This is a genomic window from Stenotrophomonas sp. IS26 (genome assembly GCF_054188265.1).
Map to the genome: position 1 here is coordinate 280,703 of NZ_JBSZJV010000001.1, position 24,642 is coordinate 305,344.

The 24,642-nt window shown below is 67.7% G+C and carries 18 protein-coding genes; 8 read left to right on the forward strand and 10 right to left on the reverse strand.

The window, feature by feature from the left end:
- Window position 1 precedes the first annotated feature (1 nt).
- On the reverse strand, window positions 2-1,861 hold the full coding sequence (locus ACW6W5_RS01245) for an EAL domain-containing protein (RefSeq protein WP_121040598.1): 1,860 nt from the start codon (window positions 1,859-1,861) through the stop codon (window positions 2-4).
- A 57-nt stretch (window positions 1,862-1,918) separates the two neighbouring features.
- Window positions 1,919-2,545, reverse strand: a complete 627-nt coding sequence (locus tag ACW6W5_RS01250; protein WP_121040596.1) for a DUF4126 domain-containing protein — start codon at window positions 2,543-2,545, stop codon at window positions 1,919-1,921.
- 181 nt (window positions 2,546-2,726) lie between these two features.
- Between ACW6W5_RS01250 and ACW6W5_RS01255 the strand changes: the two genes are divergently transcribed.
- From ACW6W5_RS01255 to ampE, 5 genes are all read left to right on the forward strand, one after another.
- Window positions 2,727-3,476 (forward strand): DUF6776 family protein, encoded by a 750-nt coding sequence (locus tag ACW6W5_RS01255; RefSeq protein ID WP_121040594.1) that lies wholly within the window; start codon window positions 2,727-2,729, stop codon window positions 3,474-3,476.
- 4 nt (window positions 3,477-3,480) lie between these two features.
- The gene (locus ACW6W5_RS01260) at window positions 3,481-3,942 is read left to right on the forward strand and encodes a bactofilin family protein (protein WP_121040591.1); all 462 of its coding nucleotides are present in this window, start codon (window positions 3,481-3,483) and stop codon (window positions 3,940-3,942) included.
- 54 nt (window positions 3,943-3,996) lie between these two features.
- The gene (erpA, locus tag ACW6W5_RS01265) at window positions 3,997-4,386 is read left to right on the forward strand and encodes an iron-sulfur cluster insertion protein ErpA (protein WP_019185327.1); all 390 of its coding nucleotides are present in this window, start codon (window positions 3,997-3,999) and stop codon (window positions 4,384-4,386) included.
- A 69-nt stretch (window positions 4,387-4,455) separates the two neighbouring features.
- Complete coding sequence (nudC, locus tag ACW6W5_RS01270; protein ID WP_152150924.1) at window positions 4,456-5,361, forward strand: NAD(+) diphosphatase; 906 nt, start codon at window positions 4,456-4,458, stop codon at window positions 5,359-5,361.
- 120 nt (window positions 5,362-5,481) lie between these two features.
- Window positions 5,482-6,375: a regulatory signaling modulator protein AmpE gene (gene ampE, locus ACW6W5_RS01275; RefSeq protein WP_152150926.1), complete on the forward strand. Its 894-nt coding sequence runs from the start codon at window positions 5,482-5,484 to the stop codon at window positions 6,373-6,375.
- A gap of 8 nt (window positions 6,376-6,383) precedes the next feature.
- On the opposite strand, the gene ACW6W5_RS01280 is transcribed toward ampE, so the two are convergent.
- The 8 genes from ACW6W5_RS01280 to ACW6W5_RS01315 form a co-directional block, all read right to left on the reverse strand.
- Window positions 6,384-6,803 carry a DUF2752 domain-containing protein gene (locus ACW6W5_RS01280; protein WP_152150928.1) on the reverse strand — a complete coding sequence of 140 codons (420 nt, stop codon included), beginning with the start codon at window positions 6,801-6,803 and terminating at the stop codon, window positions 6,384-6,386.
- Complete coding sequence (locus ACW6W5_RS01285; RefSeq protein ID WP_121040583.1) at window positions 6,803-7,162, reverse strand: CD225/dispanin family protein; 360 nt, start codon at window positions 7,160-7,162, stop codon at window positions 6,803-6,805. The genes ACW6W5_RS01280 and ACW6W5_RS01285 overlap by 1 nt, the downstream gene beginning before the upstream one ends.
- 111 nt (window positions 7,163-7,273) lie before the next feature.
- Entirely contained in the window at window positions 7,274-9,163 is a 1,890-nt protein-coding gene (locus ACW6W5_RS01290; protein ID WP_152150930.1) for an MFS transporter, read from the reverse strand.
- A gap of 139 nt (window positions 9,164-9,302) precedes the next feature.
- Window positions 9,303-11,480: a YccS family putative transporter gene (gene yccS, locus ACW6W5_RS01295; RefSeq protein WP_152150932.1), complete on the reverse strand. Its 2,178-nt coding sequence runs from the start codon at window positions 11,478-11,480 to the stop codon at window positions 9,303-9,305.
- Window positions 11,481-11,705: 225 nt separating this feature from the next.
- Window positions 11,706-13,808: a TonB-dependent siderophore receptor gene (locus ACW6W5_RS01300; RefSeq protein WP_226956564.1), complete on the reverse strand. Its 2,103-nt coding sequence runs from the start codon at window positions 13,806-13,808 to the stop codon at window positions 11,706-11,708.
- Window positions 13,809-14,049: 241 nt separating this feature from the next.
- On the reverse strand, window positions 14,050-17,175 hold the full coding sequence (locus ACW6W5_RS01305) for an efflux RND transporter permease subunit (protein ID WP_152150934.1): 3,126 nt from the start codon (window positions 17,173-17,175) through the stop codon (window positions 14,050-14,052).
- 34 nt (window positions 17,176-17,209) lie between these two features.
- Window positions 17,210-20,449, reverse strand: coding sequence for an efflux RND transporter permease subunit (locus ACW6W5_RS01310; protein ID WP_152150936.1), 3,240 nt, complete (start codon window positions 20,447-20,449; stop codon window positions 17,210-17,212).
- An 88-nt stretch (window positions 20,450-20,537) separates the two neighbouring features.
- On the reverse strand, window positions 20,538-21,713 hold the full coding sequence (locus ACW6W5_RS01315; RefSeq protein ID WP_428999809.1) for an efflux RND transporter periplasmic adaptor subunit: 1,176 nt from the start codon (window positions 21,711-21,713) through the stop codon (window positions 20,538-20,540).
- Between the two features lie 294 nt (window positions 21,714-22,007).
- Between ACW6W5_RS01315 and ACW6W5_RS01320 the strand changes: the two genes are divergently transcribed.
- From ACW6W5_RS01320 to ACW6W5_RS01330, 3 genes are all read left to right on the forward strand, one after another.
- Entirely contained in the window at window positions 22,008-23,336 is a 1,329-nt protein-coding gene (locus ACW6W5_RS01320) for a M20 family metallopeptidase (RefSeq protein ID WP_152150941.1), read from the forward strand.
- 83 nt (window positions 23,337-23,419) lie between these two features.
- On the forward strand, window positions 23,420-24,238 hold the full coding sequence (gene queF, locus ACW6W5_RS01325) for an NADPH-dependent 7-cyano-7-deazaguanine reductase QueF (RefSeq protein ID WP_152150943.1): 819 nt from the start codon (window positions 23,420-23,422) through the stop codon (window positions 24,236-24,238).
- 94 nt (window positions 24,239-24,332) lie between these two features.
- Window positions 24,333-24,626: a LysM peptidoglycan-binding domain-containing protein gene (locus ACW6W5_RS01330; protein ID WP_121040566.1), complete on the forward strand. Its 294-nt coding sequence runs from the start codon at window positions 24,333-24,335 to the stop codon at window positions 24,624-24,626.
- Window positions 24,627-24,642: the final 16 nt, after the last annotated feature.

Genomic DNA, 24,642 nt, shown 5'->3' on the forward strand with positions numbered 1-24,642 from the left:
CTCAGAGCACCGAGTTCTGGAAGTCGAAGTTCAGTTCGCTGCCGGCGGACTGGACCATGTTGCCCTGGATGAAATCGACCCCGCCGATCCACATCGCGGCCGCGGCCTGCGGGTCTTCGATCTGCTGGCCGATGATGCGCAGCCCGGCGCGGTGCGCCAGGTCGATCGCCGCGCGCAGTTCGTCGCGCGTGTGCTGGTTGGTGTGGCTGTTGGAGAAGCGCGCGGCCATGCGCACATAGGCCAGCGGCAGCTGCGCCATCAATGCATTGGCCTCATCGCCCGGCTCGAACTGGCTCAGGCAGAAGCGCACGCCGGCCGCATGCATGCGCGTGCAGAACTGCTGCAGGGTGACGGTGTGGATCAGGGCATCGGGCAGACGCACGTCGATGACCAGCGCGCTGCCGTCGATCTGCCGGCTCGCCAGCGATTCCAGCAGCCAGTCACCGAAGGCATCACGGGCCAGTGTGCGCAGCGACTGCGAGACGAACAGGTGCAACGGCTGCGCGGCGTGGCGATACAGATCCAGCAGCCCCAGCGCATGGTCGAGCACCTGCTGGTCCAGATCGGCGATGCGCCCGGCCGCTTCGGCGGCCGGGATCACCTGCCCGGCGGCCAGCACGCTGCCATCGGCCTGGCGCAGCCGCAGCAGCACCTGGTACTGCGCGGTGTTGCCACCGGCCACGGCGACGATCGGCTGGTAGGCCAGTTCCAGCTGCCCTTCAAGCAACGCCAGGTGTTCCTGCGCGGCCACATCTTCGCGGCGCACGTAGGCGGCCACGCCGGCGGTCAGCAGGCGTGCCTGCAGGGTGGTGCGTTCGACCGCTTCCAGTGCGCTGCCCGCATCGGAGAAGCCCGGCGAGAGCTGGGCATGACCGACCACGCCGCGCAGGTGCACGGATTCGTCATCGCGGATCACGAACGCGCGCGTGGACAACTGCTCGCGCAGGGCATGCGCCATCGCATCCAGCGTGGCCTCGTCGGCCCCGCGGGCCAGCACCAGGAAGCTGTTGTCGTTCAAACGTGCCAGCAGGTGGGGCTGGGCGGCATCGGCCAGCCGCTGGCCGGCCTGGGTCATCAGCCGTTCGAACGCGGCATAGCCGTAGCGCTCGCGCAGGCCCAGCGCGCTGGCGATCTCGATGAAGAACAGACCGCCCTGATCGCGGTGCGCCAGCGAGGCGCCGAGCTGTTGCATCACATGATGGCGGGTCGGCAGGCCGGTCTCGGGGTTGTTCATCGCCGGTGCGCTGCCGTTGCCCGCCTGCGAGGCGGCCTGCGCACGTGCGCGGCGGATCCGGTTGGAGACGGCGGCGATCAGGTGGCGCGGGCGGATCGGCTTGCTGAGGAAATCATCGGCGCCGCTGTCGAGCACCTCGAACTGGCGCTCCGGATCCGGGTCGCCACTGAGGAACACGATGGGCAGCAGCTGCTGGCCGGGTTGCTGGCGGATCAGTGCGGTCAGCCGCATCCCATCCAGCCCGGGCAGGTGCAGGTCCATCAGGATCAGATCGGGGCGATGCTCGGCGATGGCCTGCTGCACCCCCTCGGCATCGCTGTGCACCAGCGCCTGCATGCCGGCGCCGTGCAGCACGCTTTGCGCGAACAGGGCCTGCGAGCGGTCGTCTTCGACGATCAGCACGCGGTACGCAGCGTCGATGGCGGCCGGCGGCAGGCTGCCGGTCTCGGCGTGCATCGGGGGGAGCAGGGGCGGCGGGCTGGCCGGCGCCGGCGTCAGTGCGACGACATTGCTGTGCATCACGGGTGCGGGTGAGCCCTGGCGTTGCCAGCGCTGCCAGTGGTCGGCCGGCGGCGTTTCAGCGCGCACGGCGCGGGCGGATGCAACAACGTTGTCGTGAACGGCCATCAGTACTCCCAGTCTGCGCCGCAATTATGCGATGAACACCCGAAGGCAGGGCACGCCTCACCGTGGCAGGGTTCCCGGTTTGACCTGCGTCTGACCACTGTCGGCCTGCCGCATCAACCAGCGCATGCCCTTCCACAGCGTCCGCCAGATCATCCAGACGATCAACGCGCCGATCAGGCTGCACGCCACCACCAGGATCAGCGCCAGCCATGGGTGCGCCAGCGCGAGCGCGAGCCCGCCGACCACCACGGTGTCTTCGGCGGCGGAGGCGATCCAGTTGCTGGCCGGTTCGGGCGAGGTGTTGAGCAGGGCGCGGGTACCGGATTTGAGCCCGTGGCTGGCCAGCGCGACGCCGGCGCCGGCCACCAGCGCGGTGCCGCTGAGCTCGCCGCTGGGCGAGAGCGTGGCGGCGGCCAGGAACGCACCGGCCGGGACCCGGGCCAGGGTCTGGACCAGATCCCAGACCGAGTCGACCCCGGGGATCTTGTCGGCGAAGAATTCGGCGATGGCCAGCACGGCCGAGGTGCCCAGCACCCACCAGGACTCCGTGGCCTGCAGCGCGGGCGGCAGGTCGACCCAGCCGAGCAGGCCGGCCAGGCCGACGCCGAACACGGTCAGGTACACGCGGATGCCGGCCAGCCAGGCCAGCAGGATGCCGATCACGAACAGGTGGGCTTCGGTCATGGCACGCGCTCCGGCTGCAGAATGTGCACAGGCGCACACTATCGGGGATGACGTCCATGAACGCCACTGCCTCGATCCCGGCCCTGCGCGGACAAGGTCTTTCCCCTGACTTACACTAGCCCGTCGTTCCAGACAGGGGCCGTTGCGACAGCGCCGGCAGGCGCGGTCGCCCAGGACTGCCATGAATAAACCCACACCTTCCCGCATCCAGATCCGCCGGCCGGGCGCGCCGCCCGTGCAGGACCGCAAGCGCCTGCTGGTGCTGGGCGGGGCCTGGCTGCTGTCGCTGATCCTTGCCGTGCTGCTTGGCGCCTGGCTGGGCTCGCCCGGCGGTGACGTCGGCACCCAGCTCAAGGCGGCCGAGACCCGCAACGAGCGCCTCCAGCAGCAGCTCATCGAACTGCAGCAGCGCCAGGCGACCCTGCAGGCCTCCGACCGCATCAGCCGCGCCGCCAACAACGAAGTCCAGACCTCGCTGGGCGAGCGCGATGAAGAAATCGCCGGCCTGCGCGCCGACGTGGCCTTCTATGAGCGCCTGGTCGGAGCGACCAGCCAGCGCAAGGGGCTGAACACCCATTCGGTGGAGTTCTCGCCGGAGACCGGCGGCACCTGGCAGTACGCCGTGGTGCTGACCCAGAACCTGAACCGCGGGGCGATCAGCCAGGGGCAGATGCGCTTCACGGTGGAAGGCGTCAAGGACGGCAAGCTGACCTCGGTCAGCTGGGACGAGCTGCACCAGCGCACCAAGGTACCGGGCCAGGACTATTCCTTCCGGTATTTCCAGCAGCTCACCGGCAGCGTGATGCTGCCACCAGGCTTCACCCCGCAACGTGTGCGGGTCACGCTGGGATCGGGCGCGGGGGGCGCCACCCAGGTATTCGATTGGAAGCAGGCCGGAGCACCGGCGGCATCGGCAAAAGAAGGGGAGTAAGCCCATGTTTGGCAGCAACAAATCCAACCGCGACGGACATCTGGTCGTGGACGCGCTGATCGGCGCGCAGGTGGTGATCCGCGGGGACGTGGAATTCAGCGGTGGCCTGTATGTGGAAGGCACCATCCAGGGCAAGGTGATCGCCCAGGACGGCGCCAGCAATGCCACCCTGACGGTGGCCGAGCACGGTGCCATCGAGGGCGAGATCCGCGCCCAGGTGGTGGTCATCAGCGGCCGCCTGGATGGCGATGTGCACGCCACCGAGCGGGTCGAGCTGACCCCGAGCGCCCGCGTGACCGGCAACATCCATTACCAGGTGGTGGAAATGCACGCCGGCGCCCAGCTGACCGGCCGCCTGATCCATACCTCGGCGCAGATGGCCCTGCCGCCGCCGTCGGGGGATGCGGACCAGGGCAAGGGCAAGGACACTGCGGCCCGCAAGAAGCTGGCCGAGGCGATGGCCTGAATCGCGCCCGCGCGACAACTTGAAACCGTGCTCATGCACCCCCATGCTGGGGGCATGAGCACGCTTGTTTCCCTGCCCGGCGCTCCCGCCGCCGCGCCGAACTACCAGTCCCTGGACCGTCCGCTGAACTTCACCGAGGCCGCTGCGGCCAAGGTCAAGGAGCTGATCCAGGATGAGGGCAACGCTGCCCTCGCCCTGCGCGTCTACATCGAAGGCGGCGGTTGTTCCGGCTTCCAGTACGGGTTCGAGTTCGATGAGAACCGCGCCGAGGACGATCTGGCGGTGGATACCGCCGGCGTCACGCTGCTGGTCGATCCGCTGAGCCTGCAGTACCTGATGGGCGCCGAGGTGGATTACACCGAAAGCCTGACCGGCGCGCAGTTCGTGATCCGCAATCCGAACGCCAAGACCACCTGCGGCTGCGGCAGCAGTTTCAGCATGTGATGTGCGCGCAACCGGCCTGACGGTCGGTTGCCGCTTGCCAGTCCCGCCGAATGTGGGCAGGCTCTTGCGATGTCCAAATTCTCTTCGCAGCTTTCCGGTTTCGCTTTCGTCAGCGAGCCGCTGGAGCGCGCCGATACCCTGCGCGATGACGCCGATGCGTTGTTGCGCCTGTGGCCGGACGCGCGTGTATTGGTGCTCGACCAGGACGGCACCGCGCTGGCCGGCCACGATGGTCAGCCGCTGCCGCTGACCGGCGCGGATCTGGGCGGTGGCCCGGGCACCGCGATCTTCCTCGGCCTGCGCGGCGAGCAGGCGTGGTTCTCGATGGAGGCCGCCGGGCTGTCGGTGACGGCGCCGCAGCGGGTCGACCTGCGCCAGTCCGCCGCGACCTGGTCCATCGCCGATTCCACCGCCTTCTGTTACGCCCGGGGCATGTCCTACTGGCAGTCGCGCACCCGCTTCTGCGGGGTGTGCGGCGGCGCGGTGACCTTCAGCCGCGGCGGCTTCGTCGGCCGGTGTGGCCAGTGCGCCACCGAACACTACCCCCGGGTCGATCCGGCGGTGATCGTGGCCGTGGAGAACCAGGGCCGGCTGCTGCTCGGCCGCCAGGCGAACTGGGCCCCGCGCCGTTATTCGGTGTTGGCCGGCTTCGTCGAGCCTGGTGAATCCCTGGAGCAGACCGTGGTCCGTGAGGTCTTCGAGGAGAGCCGGGTGCGCGTGCGCGAGTGCCGCTACCTGGGCACCCAGCCATGGCCGTTCCCGGGCGCGCTGATGCTGGGCTTCGCCGCCACGGCCGAAGACGACGTACCGACCGTGAACGGCGAGCTGGAAGATGCGCGCTGGTTCACCGCCGAGGAAGTGGGCGCCGCCCTGGCCCGGGATGTCGAGGATGACGGCGAAGGCATCCGCCTGTCCCCGCCGATCTCGATCTCGCGCAGCCTGATCGAGCACTGGTACCGCCAGCAGATCGCCTGACCGTCGCCTGCCGTTGCCGCAGGCTGAACACGCGGCGCGGTACATTACCAACGGCCCGGGGAATTGCCGGGCCGCAAGGCATAGTAGCGGCGCGTCCCACGTCCCGAGCCGGAGGCTTACATGTTCACCACCCTGGTCGCCGTGCTGGTTGCCTTGGCCCTGGGCCATGTCGCGCCGGGCGCGGCCGTCGCGCTGCGGCGTTTCGGCCTGTACCGGCGCTGGCTGCAGTGGCTGGGCCGGCACGCCGCCGAAGACGGGGTCTGGCGCGGCCGCAAGGGCGCCTGGCTGGCGGTGCTGCCGTTCGTGGCAGCGCTGGGCCTGCTGCAGTGGCTGTTCGATGACCGCGTCTACGGCCTGCCGTCGCTGTTGTTGGGCGTGCTGGTGCTGGTGATGTGCTGGGGCCCGCGCGACCTGGACCGCGATGTCGAGGCGGTGATCGACGCCGATGACCCCCACGCACGCCACCTGGCGATCGCGCAGTTGCAGTCCGCCGGTGGCAGCCTGCAGGAAGACGTCCCCTCGCTGGTCGAAGCAACCGTGCTCAACGCGCTGAGGCGCTGGTTCGCGGTGCTGTTCTGGTTCCTGCTGCTGGGCCCGGTCGGCGCGCTGCTGTATCGCCTGCTGGCCTCGCTGGCGGTTGGCCCGATGCGCTCGCTGGCCAGCGTGGAAGCGGTCGCCGGTGCGCGCGGCGTGCTGGCCTGGCTGGAGTGGCCGGTCGCGCAGCTGATGTCGCTGTCGATGGCGCTGGTCGGCAATTTCGATACCGCGTTCAAGGCCTGGCGCGAGGCGCACGGCAATCAGTGGTCGGCCTCGACACACTTCCTCGGTGCGGTCGCGCGGGCAAGCGTGAGCGCCGAGCTGCGCGAGGATGCGCACGATTACAGTGATGCGGGGATGGTGCCGGTGTGGCGTCGTCTGCCGGAGCTGCGCGATGCGATGAGCCTGGTGTGGCGCATGCTGCTGCTGTGGATGGCGGTGCTGGCGCTGCTGGTGATCGCCGGTTGGGTCACCTAGCGGTAGGCTCAGCCCGGCGCCAACCAGGTAAACGGCACCCACGGCAGGTTGCGTGCGATCCAGTACGCGGGCAGCAGGATCAGCCAGAAGGCGGGCTTCATCAGCAGCGTGATCAGCGGCTGCAGCGCGCGTGGCCGCCAGCCCAGTGCCCAACCAAGTACCAGCGGGGCGATGGCCAGCATCAGCATGGCCAGCGGATTCATCGAGAACGCGGTGACCACATCGCCGTGGGCCAGCGCGTGCAATGCACGCGTCAGCCCGCAGCCGATGCAGTAATACCCGGTGACCGCCAGAAAGCTGCACGGCGGGAACGGACTGCTGGCGCTGTTGGGGTCGTAGTGCCGCAGCACCCAGACCCCCGCACCGGCCGCCAATGCGGCCGGCGGCAACGCCGCCAGCAACCAGCGCCTGCCGTGCAGCGCGATCATCAGCTGGCGCTTTCGATCTGCTGCTGGAACTGCTGCATCTGTTCCATGTAACCGTCCACGCCCATGAAGGCCAGCGAGATCACGAACAGCACCACGCCGGCGATCAGGAAGCCGGTGGTGACCCAGGCCCAGATCTTGGCGTTCTTGGAGGCACGACGTGCGCCTTCCAGGTCGCCCTGGTTGAGCAGGCCGTTGACCTTGCTGGCGAACACGATTGCGACCACACCGGTGACGATGCCCGGGAAGCTCAGGCACGACAGGCAGCACACGAAGAACGCCAGGATGGTGACGACGATCGACCAGATCAGGTGATTCGGGATGCTGCCCGGGGCGGGCGGCAGGGGGGCGGTGGCATTCATCAGCGAAACTCCATTTGCTTGGGTGGGTGGGTGCGTACGAGGTGTCCCGGGCGGTAATCTAACCGATGTGCCTGCCTCTATGTATACGGTTACATGCAGGCAGGGCAGGGCTCATGCCTGATCGCCGCGAAGTTGCCTGACCTGGGTTTCCAGCATCGGCGCGGTGGCGACCTCGCCGGCGATCGGCGCGGATGCGACGACCTCGACATGCGCGCGGAAACGGCGTGGCACACGCATGCGGCCCAGGCGCGTGTCGCGGCGGCTCCACATGCTCGACCACATTCCGCGCAACGCCATCGGCACCACCGGTACCGGGCGACGCGCCAGGATCTTCTCCACGCCCGATTTGAACGCGCCCATCTGCCCATCGCGGGTCAACGCGCCCTCGGGGAAAATGCAGACCAGCTCGCCCTCGGCCAGCGCCTTGTCCACCTCATCGAACGCGGCCTGCATCAACGCCGGATCCTCACGTACGCCGGCAATCGGGATCGCCTTGGCGGTGCGGAAGATCCAGCGCATCACCGGGATGTTGAAGATCTTGTAGTACATGACGAAGCGCACGGGGCGCGGAAGGGTCGCCGACAGGATCAGCGCGTCCATGTAGCTGACGTGGTTGCATACGATCAGTGCCGCTCCCTCGTCCGGCACGTTGGCTTCGATGCCGTGCGGACGCAGCCGGTACAGCGCGCGCACCATCACCCAGCTGAGGAAGCGCATCAGGAACTCGGGCACGATCGTGAAGATGTAGATCGACACCACGGCATTGGCGATCGCCAGGGCCAGGAACAGCTGCGGGATGGTCCAGTCCAGCACGCGCTGGGTGAGCAGGCCCAGGCCGGCGGCCAGGACGATGAAGCCCGAGTTCTGGATGTTGAGCGCGGCGAACACGCGCGACATTTCCGATTTGGCCGTGCGGCTCTGGATCAGGGCGAACAACGGCACCACGAAGAAGCCGGTGAACAGGCCGATGCCGATCAGATCGATGATGATGCGCGCGCTGCCCGGGGCCTGCACGAACTGCCAGATCGACAGCCCGGCCGCGGCGGCTTCGCCGACGCGGGCGAAGTACAGGTCGAGCATGAAGGCGGTCATGCCGAACGCGCCCAGCGGCACCAGGCCGATCTCCACGGTGCGCCCGGACAGCTTTTCGCACAGCAGCGAACCGGTGCCGGTACCCAGCGAAAACAGCGCCAGCGCGAAGATGTAGAGCAGGGAGCCGCCACCGAGGTTGACCTCGGCATAGGTCGGCAGCTGTGAGGTCAGCATCGTGCCCACGAACCAGAACCAGGACACGCCGAGAATCGCGTTGCGCACGGCCTTCTGCTTCTTGGCCATGCGCAGCACCGCCAGCGACTCGGGCAGCGGATTCCAGTTGATCTTCAGATCCGGCGCGCCGGCATCGACCTTCGGGATCATCCGCGCGGTGAGGTTGCCCGCCACGGCCAGTACGATCACGGCGGTCGCGGCGACGATCGGGCCATGGCTGCCGGACACCGCGAAGATCAGGCCCCCGGCGATCATCCCGGTGAGGATCGACAGCGAGGTGCCCATCTCGACCAGGCCATTGCCGCCGGTCAGCTCCTCGGGCTTGAGGATCGAGGGCAGCACCGAGTACTTCACCGGCCCGAACAGGGTGGACTGCATGCCGGTGCAGAACAGCGCGACCAGCAACACCGGCATGCTCTCGGTCAGGAAACCGAGTGCGGCCAGCGACATGATCGCGATTTCCATGGTCGTGGTGATCACGATCAGCCGCGATTTCTCCAGCTTCTCCGCGATCTGCCCGGCCAGCGCCGAGAACAGGAAGTACGGCAGGATGAAGATCGCCGGCGCCAGGTTGGTATACAGCGAGCGCTCTTCGATCGGCGTGCCGAGGAAGAACAGCAGCGCGATGATTGCCTGGCGGTAGACGTTGTCGTTGAACGCGCCCAGCGACTGGACGATGAAAAACGGCAGGAAACGGCGTTGCCTGAGCAGAGCGAACTGACTATGGCCGGACATGGAGACTCCTTGCGAACCGGCGCAGCCTAGCATTCTCCCTGTTGGCGCAGCATGGCAGCGGCGCGCGTCGCCCCGGGGCGGTCGCTCACGACCGTGGGTCGTGAGACGTTCAACATCCGTAGCGGCCAACGGTCGATACCTACCCCAGCGTGCGCGCGGCCTCGTTGGCGGCACTGCGCAGCTTGGGCAGCAGGCGCAGCATCAGCCCCATCTGGGTGCGGATCAGCTGCAGCTTGGGCGGCATGTCGTCCGGGATCTGCTCCAGCTGCTCGGCCAGGGCCCGGTCGCCCTCGTTGGCGTCTTCGGCCACCGGTTCGCGCTGCTCCAGCGCGCGCGCGATCTGCTGCATCGCCTGCTGCACCCGTTCGCCGCCAGACAGCGCGAGCGGATCCTGGCCGTAGCTGTCCAGCTGGGTGCGGTGGGCGCCCAGTGCGGAGAGATGGCCGAGCAGGGTGTTGGACAGCGCCAGGAAGCGGAAGCCGGCATCCAGATTGCGGCGCACGTGACCAGGCTCGCGCAGCATGTTCGACAACGCAGTGGACAGCGCCGCATCGGCGTTGTGCATGTCACGGCGCGCGATACGGTACGCCAGGTCGTCCTGCATGCCGCTGCCGTACTGGCCGAGCACGGCGTGCAGGTACTTGGCGCAGTTGTCGAGCACACGCGCCATCACCAGGTTCAGTCGCCGGCCTTGCCAGTCGGGCAGGATCAGGAAGGCGGCCGCCGCGGCGATCGCGCAGCCCAGCAGCGTATCCACCAGGCGCGGCCAGATCAGCAGGAAGCCATCGCCGATCAGGTTGAAGCAGGTCAGTGCCATCACCGTGATCGCCGCCGAGGCCACCAGGTAGCGATCGCTGCGGGTGAAGAAGAACAGCAGTGCCGAGAGCAGCGCGATCAGCAGTTCGATGCGCAGGTCCTGGAACAGCTGCATCAACGCCCAGGTCAGCACCAGACCGATCAGCGTGCCGGCGATCCGTTGCGCCAACCGCTGGCGGGTCGCACCGAAGTGTGGGCGGCACACGAACACGATGGTGAGCAGTACCCACGAGCCGTTCTGGGCGTTGAACAGGCGGATCGCGGCGAAACCGACGATCAGCGCCAGCGCCATGCGCAGGCCATGCCGGAACAGCACCGAGCCGGGCGTGAGCTGCTGGCGGATGCGCACGCCCATCTCGCGCAGGGTGTGCGGGTTGGTATCGCGCAGGCGGGTATCGACGTTGTCCAGGGTGGACTCGGATTTCTCGGCCTCGGACAGGCGACGTTCGATGCTCTGCAGGTTGTGGCCGAGCAGTTCCAGCGAGGCCAGCAGACGCTGCCACTGCGGGTTGTGCTGGGCGCGCAGCCAGGTGAGCGAATCGGTCAGGTCGGCGGTGGCCTGCTTGGTGCGCTCGCCGTACTGGAACGGCTGGCGCAGGCGGATTGCCTGGCCGAGGTTGGCGCAGGCCTCACCCTGCAGCGCAAGCAGGCGCTGGCAGCGGTACAGCACGTCGCTGTGGAAGAACGCTTCAGTCAGGGCGCCGTAGGGGTAGTGCGAGGAGCTGGCGCGTTCGTGGAAGTCCTGGGCCATGTAATACAGGCGCAGGTACAGGCCGGACTGCACGCCGGGCCGGCCGGAGCGGCCAAAGCGCGCCAGGATCGCGGTCTTGGCGATGTTCAGCGCCTCCACCACGCGCCGGTTCTGCTCGGCCAGGGCCAGCTGGCGCTTCTGCACGTCGGCATCGCGCACCGGTTCGAACAGATCGGCCTTGAGCTGCAGGTAGCGGCCCAGCTCCAGGTACAGGCGCGCCACCCGCTCGCGAACGGGGCGATTGGCGAACAGGGCGGTCCACAGGATCGAGAGCAACGCGTACCAGACCGCACCGGCCAGCAGGTGACTGACCGCATTGATCGCCTGGGACAGATCGGCCGCGCCGTGCTGCTCCAGCCCGATCATGGTGTAGATGGCCAGCGTTACCGTGGCCTGCGCGATCGAGGCATAGCGCTCGCCGAGCGCGCCGAGCAGGGTCAGCCCGAAGGTCGCGACCGCCAATGCGGTGATGAACCACCACGGATGCGGGAACAGCAGCACGACCGCGGCGGCGGCGGCCACGAAGCACAGCAGCGACAGCGCCACCGATTTGATCCGGCCCCACCAGTTGTCGTCGGTCTCGGCGATCGCGCTGGCGATGATGCCCAGGAACACGCCGGGCAGCGCAGGCAGCTGGTCCAGATACCAGCACAGCCCCATCGCCGCGGACAGCGCGATGAACACCCGCAGGCCATAGCTGGCCTTCTCATGCGCCCACAGGCGGCTGACGCGGGTTTCGAACGAAGGCATGGCGACTCGGCGGAAGGCAGGCCACCATTATTGCCGGAGCGGGGTGAAGGGGACACCTCTGTCTGCGGGGCTGGGTCGGCGTGGGTGGGTTGCCGGGACACGCAGCAAGTACGTCCTTGTAAGCTCGATTCGCGCCATCCATGGCGCGAAACGGTCCCGTCCACCCACCCACGCCGACCCTCCGACAGTGGGTCGGTGCGCATCGAAAAGCGGGACCGGTGCAATTTACATATCGAACCGCACGCTCACCGCGAAGGTGCGCGGCAGGCCCACGCCTGCGTTGGACCAGTACTTCTTGTTGGCCAGGTTCTCCACGCCGGCGCGCCAGGTGACCGGATGGCCGGCGGCCTGCATGCGGTAGCCCACGCCGGCGTTGACCAGCGTGTAGTCGGGCAGCTTGAGCGTGTTGTCGGCGTCGTAGTAGACGTCGCCGTAGTAGCGGGCCAGTGCGTACACGCTCAGGCCCTCGATCTGCGGGATGCTGTAGTCGGCGTGCAGCACGCCCTGCCAGCGGGCCGCGCCGGCGGTGCGGTTGCCTTCCTGGCTGGCGCTGCCCGGGGAGAGTTTGTCGTAGGTCGGGTCCAGCCAGGTCACGCCGCCACCGAGGGTGAAGGCATCGGTCAGGCGCACATCGCCACTGACTTCCACGCCTTCGTACAGGGTGATGCCGTCCTGCACCAGCAGCTTGCCGGCGGACGTGATCAGGTCGATGTTCGCGCCGCGCTCCAATCGGAAGGCGGCCGCATTGGCGCTCCAGCGCGGGTACTCGATCTTGGCGCCGATCTCGTACTGCTTGCTGATGGTGGGGTCGAGCACGTCGCCGGCGTTGATGTAATCGCTGCCCACGCGGCTGCCGGCTTCCAGCGATTCGACGTAGCTGGCATACAGCGTCACGGCATCGGTCGGCTTGTACATCAGGGCGTAGGTCGGGGTGACCGGATAGGTGTGGTACGCGCCCTTGTTTTCGAAGTCGTTGTAGCGCGCGCCGGCCAGCAGCGACCAGCCATCGGCGAAGCTGACGGTGTCGCTCACGAACACCGCCTGCTGCACGGTTTCGCTGCCGCGGCTGAGCACGCGTGAGCCGACCGCATCATGGCGCAGCGTCGGACGCTGATAGATGTTGCCGCGGCCGAGCGTGTTCCATTCGTACGGGCGGTCCCAGCCCAGGCCCGTCTGGTGGGAGACGCCGGCAACGACCTGGTGCGACAGCGGGCCGGTCTGGAAGCGGCCCTGCACGATGGCCTGGGCCAGCTTCCACTCGCTCTTGCCGCCGAGCTCGTAGGTGTTGATGTCGTAGTCGCCGTTGACGTCATCGATGTAGGCGAAGATCTTGTTGACGTCATTCCAGGAGGTGGTCACGCCATAGCTCAGGCTGGCCTTCCAGTCGCTGTTGATCTGCCAGTTCAACGCGGTGGAGAGCAGGCTGGAGCGGGTGTCGTAGTAGCTGCCGTCGATGCTGTTGTCGATGTCGCCGGCCAGCGGGCGCGGCAGCTCGGTCAGGCCGATGAAGTAGTACTGCGGGGATTCGTTGCTGAGATCGCGCGACTGGAACACGCCGTCGAAGGTCCAGGTGAGGCGGTCGCTCAGGCGTGCATCCAGCGACAGCGCGCCGACCTTGCGGTTCACCTCGCCGCCGTTGAAGGTCTCGCCTTTCTCCTGGTACGCATTGAAGCGGTAGCCGAACATGTCTTCGTTGCCGAAGCGCCCGCCCACATCGACCTGGCCGCTGACGATGCCCGCCTCGCGCCAGCCGAGCTGCGCCGACAGCGTGGTGACCTCGGTCGGCTTCCTGGTCACGTAGTTGACGATGCCGCCGGGCTGGCCGAAGCCATACATGAAGCCACCGGGACCCTTCAGCAGTTCCACCTGCTCCATCACTTCCAGCGGCCACTCGGTGCCCCACGAAGAGACCTGCAGGCCGTTGACGCGGTAGCTGTCGTAACTCAGATCGATGCCGCGGTTGCGGATCGGCGAGCTCCAGCCGCTGGCGTAGGCGCTGACCTGGGTGACCACGGACGGATCGGTGAGGAAGGCCTCGCCAAGCGAGACCACCTGGCGCTTCTCGATGTCCTCGCGGCCGACCACCGAGATCGCGAAGGGGGTATCGCGCACGGCACGGTCGCCCAGGGCGCCGGTGTCGGTATGGGTGCGTTCGGCGGTGACCTTGATCGCATCCAGGTCGGTGGCCGAGCGCGTCCGGACGCCGCCATCCGGTGCGGACTGGGCGTGGGCGGTGCAGGCCGCGGCCAGGGAAAGAGCGAGCAGGGCCGGGCGCAGGGCACGGCGGCCCGGCACCACGGCCGGGAGCGAAGACACAGACTGGCGCATGTTGTGGGGGTCCTCCGCGGACAGCAGCACACCGTCCGCGATCAGAAGAAGGCGGAAATAGAGGGGTGGCTGAGTCGTCAGGCGTGCCGCGTCAGCGGCAGCGGGGCATCGCGGGGGGCAGTGCAGGACCGTGGCTGATGCGAATTGTTCTCTTTTGGGCCGGAGGCGTCAATCCGGCGGGATGCCGACCCACGGTCGGTACCCCGCCGCGCAGGGGCCACTCACTGCAGACGCACTGCCTTCATCGCGCGGCAGCGGCCCGTTTCAACGCACGCTTCTCACGGCGCCGCGCCCGGCGAGCCACCCAGCGCTCGCGCAGGCACGAGAAGATCACGTACAGCGCCGGGGTGCTGAGCAGGGTCAGGCTCTGCGAGAACAGCAGGCCGCCGATCATCGCGATGCCCAGCGGGCGGCGCAGTTCGGAGCCTTCGCCCAGCCCGATCGCCAGCGGCACCGCGGCCAGGATCGCCACCATGCTGGTCATCATGATCGGGCGGAAGCGCACGATGCTGGCTTCGCGTGCGGCTTCCAGCGGCGTCTTGCCATGCTCGCGCTGCGCCACCACCGCGAAGTCGATCATCATGATCGCGTTCTTCTTGACGATGCCGATCAGCAGCACCAGCGCGATCATCGAGATCACCGACAGCTCGGTGTTGGTGCCATACAGCGCCAGCAGCGCGCCCACGCCCGCCGCCGGCAGCGTGGACAGGATGGTGACCGGGTGGATCAGGCTTTCATACAGCATGCCCAGCACCAGGTAGACGGTGATGATGGCCGCCATCACCAGGATCAGCATCGCCATCGGGTCCGAATCGAAACCGAACCCGGCATCCTCGGCCAGGCGGATGTCGCCAGGCATGCGCATGCCATTGACCGTGCTGTCGATGATCGCCTTGGCCTCGCCCATGCTGGTGCCGGGGGCGAGGTTGTAGCTCAGGTCCATCGTGGTGTACTGGTTTTCGTGGGTGATCTGCGACGGCGCCAACCCTGGCACCTGTTCGGCGACCGCTGTGATCGGCACCATCTCGCCATTGCCGGCCCGCACGTAGATCTGGTCCAGCGCGCCCGGTGTCGCGGTCTGCTCGGGCAGGGCGTTGACCACCACGCTGTACTGGTTGATGTCCGAGTAGATCGTGGAGATCTGGCGCTGGCCGAAGGCGCCGTAAAGCGCGCCATCGATGGCACCGACCGACACACCCAGGCGAGCGGCCTTGGCGCGGTCGATCACGATGTTCTGGCGCAGGCCGGCGCTGTCCACGTCGGTGCCGACGTCGGCCAGCTTCGGGTTCTTCTTCAGCGCGGCCTGCAGTTTGGGCAGCCACTCCTGCAGCTGGGCCAGGTCGTTGCCCTGCAGCGAGACGCGGTACTGCGCGCCCTGGCTGGCCCCCCCGCCGTCATTGCTGGGCAGATCCTGGATGGCACGCAGGCGCAGCTGCAGATCGGGGTAGCGGTCGGCCTTGGCGCTCAAGCGCGCCAGGGCCTGAGCGGTGGTTTCGCGGCGCCCGTCCTTGCGTGATTTCAGTTCAACGTTGAACTGCGCGCTGGAGCCCTGGCGGCCACTGCCCAGGCGCACGCCCACGGTCTTCACCGCCGGGTCGGCCATCAGCATGTCGGTGATGCGCCGCTGGCGGTTGACCATATCCTCGAAGGAGACCGTGGCGCTGGAGTTCGCGCGGCCCCAGATCAGGCCGGTGTCCTGGGGCGGGAACGCGCCCTTCTTGACCGCGCCGAACAGGAAGATGGTCGCGCCGATCAGCAGCAACGGGGTCAGCGACAGCAGCAATGCATGACGCAGCGAGAAGTCGAGCAGCTTGACGTAGATCCGCAGCATGCGGTCGTGGCCGGCATCGAGCAGGCGGCCGAAGCGACTGGGTGCGCCGGCGTCGGCATGCGCGCTCAGGAAGCGGCTGCACAGCGCCGGGGTCAGGGTGAGCGAGATGACCATCGAGACCACGATGGCCGCCACCAGGGTGACGGTGAACTCGCGGAAGAACGCGCCCATCATGCCCTTGGCGAACAGCAGCGGGATGAACACCGCCACCAGCGAGGCGGTGATCGAGACGATGGTGAAACCGATCTCGCGCGCACCGGTGAGGGCGGCCTGCATGCGCGTCATGCCTTCATCGAGGTGGCGCATGATGTTCTCGATCACCACGATCGCATCATCGACCACGAAGCCGATCGCGATCACCAGCGCCAGCAGGCTCAGGTTGTTCAGGGTGAAGCCCAGCACGTACATCACCAGTGCCGCACCGGCCAGCGACAGCGGCACGGTCACTGCCGCGATCAGGGTCGGTGCCAGCCGGCGCAGGAACAGCGCCATGGTCAGCACCACCATCGCCAGTGCGATCAGGAGGGTGATCTGCACTTCATGCAGCGAGGAGCGGATGGTCGGGGTGCGGTCGAAATAGGGGGTGAGCGTGGTGCCCGGTTCCAGGTAGTCGCGCAGGGTCGGGATCTGCGCCTTCACCCGGTCCACGGTTTCCACGATGTTGGCACCGGCGCGGGTGAACACGTACATCACCACCGCCGGTTTGTGGTTGAACCACGCGGCCTGGTAGGCATCCTGCTGCCCGTCGTAGACGTTGGCGATGTCCTGCAGGCGGATCACGCGGCCGTTGTCGGCGGTCTTGATGACGAGCTGGGCGAAGTCGGCTGCGCGCGCCACCGAGTCGTTGGCGATGATCGCGGTGGTGGTGTTGCCATCGGTGAGGAAGCCGGTCGGCGAGGTCACGTTGGCCGCGCGCACCGCGTTGCGCAGGTCATCGGCGGTCAGGCCGAGGGCGTTCATCAGGCGCAGGTTGACGTCCACGCGCACGGCCGGCGTGGAGGCACCGGCGATATCCACCGAGGACACGCCGGTGATCTGGCGCAGGCGCTGGGCCAGCAGCGAATCAGCGACGTTGTAGAGATCATCAGCCGACTGCGTTTCCGAGGTCAGCGCGATCGCGATGACCGGGTCATCGTTCGGGTTCGCCTTCTGGAACATCGGCGTGCCCAGCCCGGCGGGCAGGTCGGCCTGGGCCGAGTTGATCGCGGTCTGCACATCCAGCGCGGCCGAATCGATGTCGCGGTCGCTCTGGAAGATCATGAAGACCAGCGAGCTGCCTTCCGAGCTGGACGAGCGCATGCGGTCGATGCCCGGCAGCTGGCCGAGGTGGCGTTCCAGCGGCGCGGTCACCGTGGAGGCCATGGTCGTGGCATCCGCGCCGGCCTGGTTGGCGTGCACGAAGATCACCGGGATCTGGATGTTCGGCAGTGCCGACACGCCCAGCTGCAGGTAGCAGATCACGCCGACCACGAACAGGCCGATGGCCAGCAGGGCGGTGCCGATCGGGCGGCGGATGAACGGGCCGGAGATGTTCATCGAACGCCTCCGCAACGGCCTGCGGTGCTCATCATCACGCTTGCGGCTCCTGCACCGGGCCATGGCCATGGCGCAGCGCACGCTGTTCGCGGCGCTGGCGCAGGCGCTCGGAGAAGCGCTCCATGTACAGGTAGATCACCGGCGTGGTGTACAGCGTCACCAGCTGCGAGAGCAGCAGGCCGCCGACGATGGCGATGCCCAGCGGGCGGCGCAGTTCCGAGCCGATGCCGGTGCCCAGCGCCAGCGGCAATGCGCCGAGCATCGCGGCAGCGGTGGTCATCATGATCGGGCGGAAGCGCAGCAGGCAGGCACGACGGATCGCTTCATGCGCGTTGGCACCGGTGCGGCGGGCCTCGATCGCGAAGTCGACCATCATGATGCCGTTCTTCTTGACGATGCCGATCAGCAGCACGATGCCGACGATGCCGTCCACCGACAACGGCAGCCCGCACACCATCAGCGCCAGCAGGGCGCCGACGCCGGCCGGGGGCAGGGTGGAGATGATGGTGAACGGATGGATGTAGCTCTCATACAGCACGCCCAGCACGATGTAGATCAGCACCAGCGAGGCCAGCAGCAGCCACACCACGTCGGTCTGGCTGCCCGTGAACTCGGCGGCCTTGCCGATGAACTGCGCATGCACCTGCGAGGGCATGTCCAGGCCGGCCTTGGTCTCTTCGATCGCCTTGACCGCATCGGACAGGGAGTAGCCCGGCGCGATGTTGAACGACACCGTGACCGCGGGCAACTGCTGCTGGTGGCTGACCACCAGCGGGGTACTGGTGACCTTGCCCTCGGCCAGCGCCGCCAGCGGGATGATGTTGCCGGCGCCGACCGGAATGCCGGTGTTCTGCGCGCCGATGCCGGTGGCGGTGGACGAGTTGGACGAGGTGACCTGGCCGAAGTTGGTGGCATTGCTGCCGGTCAGTGCGCCAGCGCCATTGGAGGCCACCGCCAGCTGGTTCATCAGCGCGGTGCTGGTACGGAACTCCGGGGCCACTTCCAGCACCACGCGGTACTGGTTGAGCTCGGTGAAGATGGTGGAGATCTGGCGCTGGCCGAAGGCGTCGTACAGGGTGTCGTCGATGGTCTGCATCGGCACGCCAAGCACGCTGGCCTTGTCGCGGTCGATGGTCAGCTCGAGCGCGCGGCCCTGGTTGGACAGGTTGTTGTCCACGTCGGCCAGTTCCGGCCGCTGGCGCAGCGCCTCGGTCAGGCGGGTGGCCTGCAGCGCGACCTGCGCGCTGTCCACGTCCGACAACGAGTACTGGTACTCGGTCGCGGCCACGCGGGTATCCAGGGTGACGTCCTGCACCGGCTTGAGGTACAGCGCCACACCGGGAATGCCGGCGACGGCCTTCTGCAGCCGCGGCAGGATCTTGTCGAGCCCATCGCGGTCGCCGCGCTCCTTGAGCACGATCGACAACTGGCCCTGGTTGAGCGTGGGGTTCATGGTGCCGGCGCCGATGAAGGCCGAGACACCGGTCACTGCCGGATCGCTGCGCAGCGCTTCGGCCACGGCCTTGGTGCGCTGCTCCATCTGCGGGAAGGCGATGTTCTGGTCGGCCTGCACCACGCCGGTGATCAGCCCGGTGTCCTGCTCGGGCAGCAGCCCCTTGGGGATCACGATGTACAGCACCACGGTCAGTACCAGTGCGCCGGCGGCGACGGCCAGGGTCAGCGGCTGGTGATCCAGCACCCAGTCCAGGCTGCGCTCGTACAGGCCGACGGTGCGCGACCACACGGTGGTCCTGCCCGCCGCGGCGGCGCGCTCGTGCGCATCCTCGCCTTCGGGCAGCGCATCGGGCTTGAGCAGGTAGGCGCACATCATCGGGGTGAGCGTCAGCGAGATCAGCATCGACAGCGTCACCGCGATGCTCAGCACCCAGGCGAATTCGTGGAACAGGCGGCCGGTGACGCCGGGCATCAGCAGCAGCGGCAGGAACACCGCCACCAGCGAGATGGTCAGCGAGAGCACGGTGAAGCCGATCTGCTGCGCGCCGATCTCGGCCGCTTCCGGCCCGCTCTTGCCCTGTTCGATGTAACGCACGATGTTCTCGATCATCACGATCGCATCGTCGACCACGAAGCCGGTGGCCACCACCAGCGCCATCAGCGAGAGGTTGTCCAGCGACATCCCGGCAAACGCCATCACACCGAAGGTGCCGGCCAGTGACAGCGGCACCGCCACCGAGGGGATGATGGTGGCCCACAAGCGGCGCAGGAACACGAAGATCACCGCGACCACCAGGCCGATGGTGAGGATCAGGGTGAACTGCACTTCATGCACCGAGGCGCGGATGGTCTCGGTGCGGTCGTTGAAGATGTCCAGGTGCACGTCGGCCGGCAGCACGTTCTGCAGCTGCGGCAGCAGCGCCCGGATGCGCTCCACGGTCTGCACGATATTCGCGCCCGGCTGGCGGCGCACTTCCAGCAGCACCGCCGGCTTGCCATCGGCCCACGCGGCCAGCTGGTCGTTCTCCACGCCGTCGATCACGTTGGCCACATCGGACAGGCGCACCGGGCGGCCGTTCTTGTAGCTGATGATGGTGTCGCGGTACTCGGCGGCGCTGGTCAGCTGGTCATTGGTGCCGATCGAGTAGGACTGGGTCTTGCCGTTGAGCGAACCCTTGGGCGCGTTGACGTTGGCCTGGGTCAGCGCGCTGCGCAGTTCTTCCAGGGTCAGGCCCATGTTGGACAGCTGCGCCGGGTTGACCTGGATGCGCACGGCCGGGCGGACGTTGCCGGCGATGGACACCAGGCCGACGCCCTGCACCTGCGACAGGCGCTGGGCGAGGATGGAGTCGGCGTAGTTGTTGACGTCGCGCAACGGGCGCGTGTCGGAGGTGAGCTTGAGGGTAACGATCGCCGCGTCGGCCGGGTTCACCCGGTTGTAGACCGGCTGGTAGGGCAGCGAGGAGGGCAGGGTGGCCTGGCGGATCGCGGCCTGCACATCCTGCGCGGCGATGTCGATGTCGCGGTCCATCGAGAACTGCAGGATGATCGTGGACAGCCCCGCCGACGAATCGGAGGTCATGATCTCCAGCCCGGATATCTGCCCGAACTGGCGCTCCAGCGGCGTGGTCACCAGCGAGGCCATGGTGACCGCGTTGGCACCGGGGTACTGGGTGGTCACCACCAGGCTGGGCGCATCGATCTCGGGCAGCGCCGACACCGGCAGCTGGCGGTAGCCGAGGATGCCGAGCAGCAGCAGGCCCGCCATCAGCAGCGAGGTGGCGATCGGGCGGCGGATGAAAATCGTCGAAAAGCCCACGGGCGGGTCCTTGCTGGTGCGTCGTGCTGCGTTGGATCAGGCGAACGCCGGCGCATGGGCCGGCGTCAGGAACGTGGGGCGGGCGCGATCAGCGCGGACCGCCACCGCGGCGTCCACCGCCACCCTGCTGCTGGGCGGCCTTGAGCTCGGCTTCGGTGGGTGCGGCCGGGGTTTCGCCCGGCTTGAGCGCGGTCACCTTGGCGCCTGGCTTGAGCCGGAACTGGCCTTCGCTCACGACACGCTCGCCGCCCTTCAGACCCTCGGTGATCTGCACCTGGCTGTCGCCGACTTCCACGCCGCTCTTCACCGTCTGCATGGCCACGGTGCTGTCCGGCTTGACGATGTAGACGTATTCGCCGTCCGGCCCGCGCATCACGGCCTGGGTCGGGATCACCACGCCGCCGGCGATGGTGCGCAGCTGCATGCGGACATTGACGAACTGGCCCGGCCACAGCGAGTTGTCTTCGTTGTCGAACAGGGCGCGCGCGCGGAAGGTGCCGCTGTCGCTGCTGATCTGGTTGTCCACCACATCCAGCTTTCCGCCGTCGGTAAGGACGTGCGCGTCGTTGCGGTCCAGTGCGGCGATGTCCACCGGGCCGGCGGCCTGGGCCTGGCGCACGGCCGGCAGCTGGCGCTCGGGCAGGTTGAACACGACATGGATCGGGTGGATCTGGGTCAGCGTCACCAACGCCGTGCCGGCGCTGACGATGTTGCCGGCGTCGACCGCACGGATACCGGCGATGCCGGAAATCGGGGCGGTCACGCGGGTGTACTGCAGCTGCACCTGGGCGGCGCGCATGCTGGCCTCGTTGGCGGCCACGGCACTTTCGAACTGGGCCACCTGGTTGCGCTGGGTATCCAGGTCGGTCTTGGCCACGTACTGGCGGTATTCGGCCGAATTGGAGCGCTGGTAGTTGGAGCGGGCGGTGGCGAGCTGGGCCTGGTTCTGGCGCTTGGCGGCCGCGGCCTCGTCGTAGCTGGCCTGCAGGGTGCGCGGATCGATCTGCGCGAGCAGGTCGCCCTTCTTCACTTCCTGGCCTTCCTTGAAGTTCAGGCTGATCAGCTGGCCGCCGACCTGCGGGCTGACGGTGACGGTGTTCATCGCCGCGACCGTGCCCAGTGCGCTCGCGTAGACCGGCACATCCTGGCGGACGGCATCGATCACCGTGACCGGGACCGGGCCGGCATTGGCCGGATCACCGCCCTGGCGCCCTTCAGCTGCCGGGCCGCCTGCATCCCCCTTCTTGCCGCCGATCAGGCGCATTCCGACCACGGCAATCACCAGCACTGCGACCACCAGCAGCACGATCTTCCAGAAACGCGACATTCAATAACTCCTGAGGGGGCTGGCGGAGGGCGGGGGGCCCGGTTGGCTAGGCGCAAAGCATACTCGTCGCCCGTGGCCTTTCATGCATGACGGATGGGACGGGCGATCAGACCGGATGTGACGGGTGAGGTTCCCTCCATGAACGTTGGCCGGGGCAGAAAGTTACAGCGCGTCCGGCGCTGATGCCCTACATTCAGGTTCGACCGCCGTTCTGACCCGTGGAGACCTTCAATGCCCCGTCTGTCGCTGTTGATGTCCGCCCTGCTGCTGGCCGCCCCCGGCCTGGCTGCTGCCGCCCCCGCCGAACGCCCGGAAGTGGCCGCCGCCGCGACCCGCCTCAAGGCCCAAGTGATCGACTGGCGCCGCGACTTCCACCAGCACCCGGAGCTGTCCAATCGCGAAGAACGCACCTCGGCCAAGGTGACCGAGCGCCTGCGCGCGATGGGCCTGAAGCCGCAGACCGGCATCGCCCACCACGGCGTGGTGGCGATCATCAAGGGCGGCAAGCCTGGCCCCCGGATCGCCCTGCGCGCGGACATGGACGCGCTGCCGGTGACCGAGCAGACCGGCCTGCCGTTCGCTTCCAAGGCTACCAGCACCTACCGTGGTGAGACGGTCGGAGTGATGCACGCCTGCGGCCACGATGCCCATACCGCCACCCTGCTGGGCGTGGCCGATGCGCTGGTGAAGATGCGCGCGAACCTGCCCGGTGAGGTCATGCTGATCTTCCAGCCCGCCGAAGAGGGCGCGCCGCCGCCGGAAGAGGGCGGTGCGGCGATGATGCTCAAGGAAGGGCTGTTCAAGGACTTCAAGCCCGAAGCCGTGTTCGGCCTGCATGTGTTCTCCAGCGTGCCGGCCGGCCAGATCGCGGTGCGTGGCGGCCCGCTGATGGCGGCGTCGGATCGTTTCGGGATCAAGGTGATCGGCCGCCAGACCCATGGCTCGGCGCCGTGGAACGGGGTGGACCCGATCGTGGCCACCGCCGACCTGGTCGGCACCGCGCAGACCATCGTCAGCCGCCGTGCCAACCTCTCCAAGCAGCCGGCGGTGGTGACCTTCGGCGCGATCAAGGGCGGCATCCGCTACAACATCATTCCCGATGAAGTGGAGATGGTCGGCACCATCCGCACCTTCGACGAGGGCATGCGCCAGCAGATCTTCGCCGACCTGCGCAACGTGGCCGAGCACACCGCCGCCGCACACGGGGCCAAGGCGGAAACCGAGATCTACGAGTCCGAGGGCAACCCGGCCACGGCCAACGATCCGGCACTGACCGCGCGGATGCTGCCGAGCCTGCAGGCCGTGGTGGGCGAGGGCAATGTGTACGAGCCGCCGCTGCAGATGGGGGCCGAGGACTTCTCGCTGTACGCCCAGCAGGTGCCGGGGATGTTCTTCTTCGTCGGCTCCACCAGCGAGGGGATCGATCCGGCCACGGCGCCGGCCAATCATTCGCCTAAGTTCCTGCTCGACGAAAAGGCGCTGGATGTGGGCCTGCGCGCGCTGCTGCAGGTGAGCCTGGATTATCTCAACGGGACGCCGGCTGTGCCTGCGGCGGGGTGAAACGACGGTAGGTCCCGGCCGTTGGCCGGGGCCCTTCGTTTTCGCCGCCGGACGCCGCGCGCCTACCGGCGTAAAATGGCGGCATGAATACCCCCCAGGACTCCAGCCTCGGTCGCGAGGTTGCTTACCCGTCGCAGTACGATCCCGGCCTGCTCTTCCCCATCCCGCGCCGCGGCGCCCGCGAGGAGATCGGCCTGGACGAAGCGGCGCTGCCGTTCGTCGGCCATGACCGCTGGCAGGCCTATGAGCTGAGCTGGCTGGACGGGCGCGGCAAGCCGCGTGTGGCCGTGGCCACGGTCAGCGTGCCGTGCACCTCGCCGAACCTGATCGAATCCAAGTCGTTCAAGCTGTATCTCAACTCGCTCAACAGCACGCGTTTCGATGATGACCAGGCGGCGCGCCTGTGCATCACCCGCGATCTGTCGGCGTGTGCCGGGGCGGTGGTGACGGTGGTGCTCGGGGTGCCGCCGCTGGTGGAAGAGGCCGAGGGCGAGTCCTTGGACGAGCGCGAGGTGACCATTGAGCGCTACGGCCCGCCGGCCCCGGAGTTCCTGTTCGCCGATGCCGATGAGGTGGTCACCGAAACATTGAGTTCGGCCCTGCTCAAGTCCAACTGCCCGGTCACCGGCCAGCCGGACTGGGCCAGTGTCAGCGTGCGCTACCGCGGCCCGAAGATCGACCGCGACGGCCTGCTGAAATACCTGATCAGCTACCGCGAACACGCCGAGTTCCACGAGCAGTGCGTGGAGCGGATCTTCAGCGAGATCACCCAGCGCTGCCAGCCGCAGTGGCTGGAAGTGGAAGCGCGCTACACCCGCCGCGGCGGGCTGGACATCAACCCGTGGCGGGCCAGCCCGGGCATCGCCGCCCCGGCGCGCACCGTCCGCGACCTGCGCCAGTAGGCGTTCCGCACGTCTTCACATCCACGCCATGCCCCATTAACAAGGGCTGTGACACCGTGCCTCCCATGTCGTCAATCAAGACGGGAGTGTATGGATGAGTACCGATAAGAAAGTCGACTTTTCCGGTGTCAGCGCCAGCGTTGATACCACCGCGCAGAAAGTCGATCAGGTCGATTTCTCGGGCGTGACCTCCTCGGTGGATACCACTGCGGAAAAGGTCGGAGGCACCTACACGGTGCAGAAGGGCGATTCGCTCTCCAAGATCGCCAAGCAGGAACTGGGTGATGCCAATGCGTGGAAGCGCATCTTCGAGGCCAACCGCGATGTACTGGACGACCCGGACAAGATCCAACCGGGCCAGACCCTGAAATTGCCGCCCAAAGCCTGATCCGCTGTACTGCCTA

What these genes read in the sequence shown, in the direction of transcription:
- ACW6W5_RS01245 (WP_121040598.1), bottom strand. Translation starts at nt 1,861, where the DNA reads ATGGCCGTTCACGACAACGTTGTTGCATCCGCCCGCGCCGTGCGCGCT.
- ACW6W5_RS01250 (WP_121040596.1), bottom strand. Translation starts at nt 2,545, where the DNA reads ATGACCGAAGCCCACCTGTTCGTGATCGGCATCCTGCTGGCCTGGCTG.
- ACW6W5_RS01255 (WP_121040594.1), top strand. Translation starts at nt 2,727, where the DNA reads ATGAATAAACCCACACCTTCCCGCATCCAGATCCGCCGGCCGGGCGCG.
- ACW6W5_RS01260 (WP_121040591.1), top strand. Translation starts at nt 3,481, where the DNA reads ATGTTTGGCAGCAACAAATCCAACCGCGACGGACATCTGGTCGTGGAC.
- erpA (WP_019185327.1), top strand. Translation starts at nt 3,997, where the DNA reads ATGAGCACGCTTGTTTCCCTGCCCGGCGCTCCCGCCGCCGCGCCGAAC.
- nudC (WP_152150924.1), top strand. Translation starts at nt 4,456, where the DNA reads ATGTCCAAATTCTCTTCGCAGCTTTCCGGTTTCGCTTTCGTCAGCGAG.
- ampE (WP_152150926.1), top strand. Translation starts at nt 5,482, where the DNA reads ATGTTCACCACCCTGGTCGCCGTGCTGGTTGCCTTGGCCCTGGGCCAT.
- ACW6W5_RS01280 (WP_152150928.1), bottom strand. Translation starts at nt 6,803, where the DNA reads ATGATCGCGCTGCACGGCAGGCGCTGGTTGCTGGCGGCGTTGCCGCCG.
- ACW6W5_RS01285 (WP_121040583.1), bottom strand. Translation starts at nt 7,162, where the DNA reads ATGAATGCCACCGCCCCCCTGCCGCCCGCCCCGGGCAGCATCCCGAAT.
- ACW6W5_RS01290 (WP_152150930.1), bottom strand. Translation starts at nt 9,163, where the DNA reads ATGTCCGGCCATAGTCAGTTCGCTCTGCTCAGGCAACGCCGTTTCCTG.
- yccS (WP_152150932.1), bottom strand. Translation starts at nt 11,480, where the DNA reads ATGCCTTCGTTCGAAACCCGCGTCAGCCGCCTGTGGGCGCATGAGAAG.
- ACW6W5_RS01300 (WP_226956564.1), bottom strand. Translation starts at nt 13,808, where the DNA reads ATGCGCCAGTCTGTGTCTTCGCTCCCGGCCGTGGTGCCGGGCCGCCGT.
- ACW6W5_RS01305 (WP_152150934.1), bottom strand. Translation starts at nt 17,175, where the DNA reads ATGAACATCTCCGGCCCGTTCATCCGCCGCCCGATCGGCACCGCCCTG.
- ACW6W5_RS01315 (WP_428999809.1), bottom strand. Translation starts at nt 21,713, where the DNA reads ATGCGCCTGATCGGCGGCAAGAAGGGGGATGCAGGCGGCCCGGCAGCT.
- ACW6W5_RS01320 (WP_152150941.1), top strand. Translation starts at nt 22,008, where the DNA reads ATGCCCCGTCTGTCGCTGTTGATGTCCGCCCTGCTGCTGGCCGCCCCC.
- queF (WP_152150943.1), top strand. Translation starts at nt 23,420, where the DNA reads ATGAATACCCCCCAGGACTCCAGCCTCGGTCGCGAGGTTGCTTACCCG.
- ACW6W5_RS01330 (WP_121040566.1), top strand. Translation starts at nt 24,333, where the DNA reads ATGAGTACCGATAAGAAAGTCGACTTTTCCGGTGTCAGCGCCAGCGTT.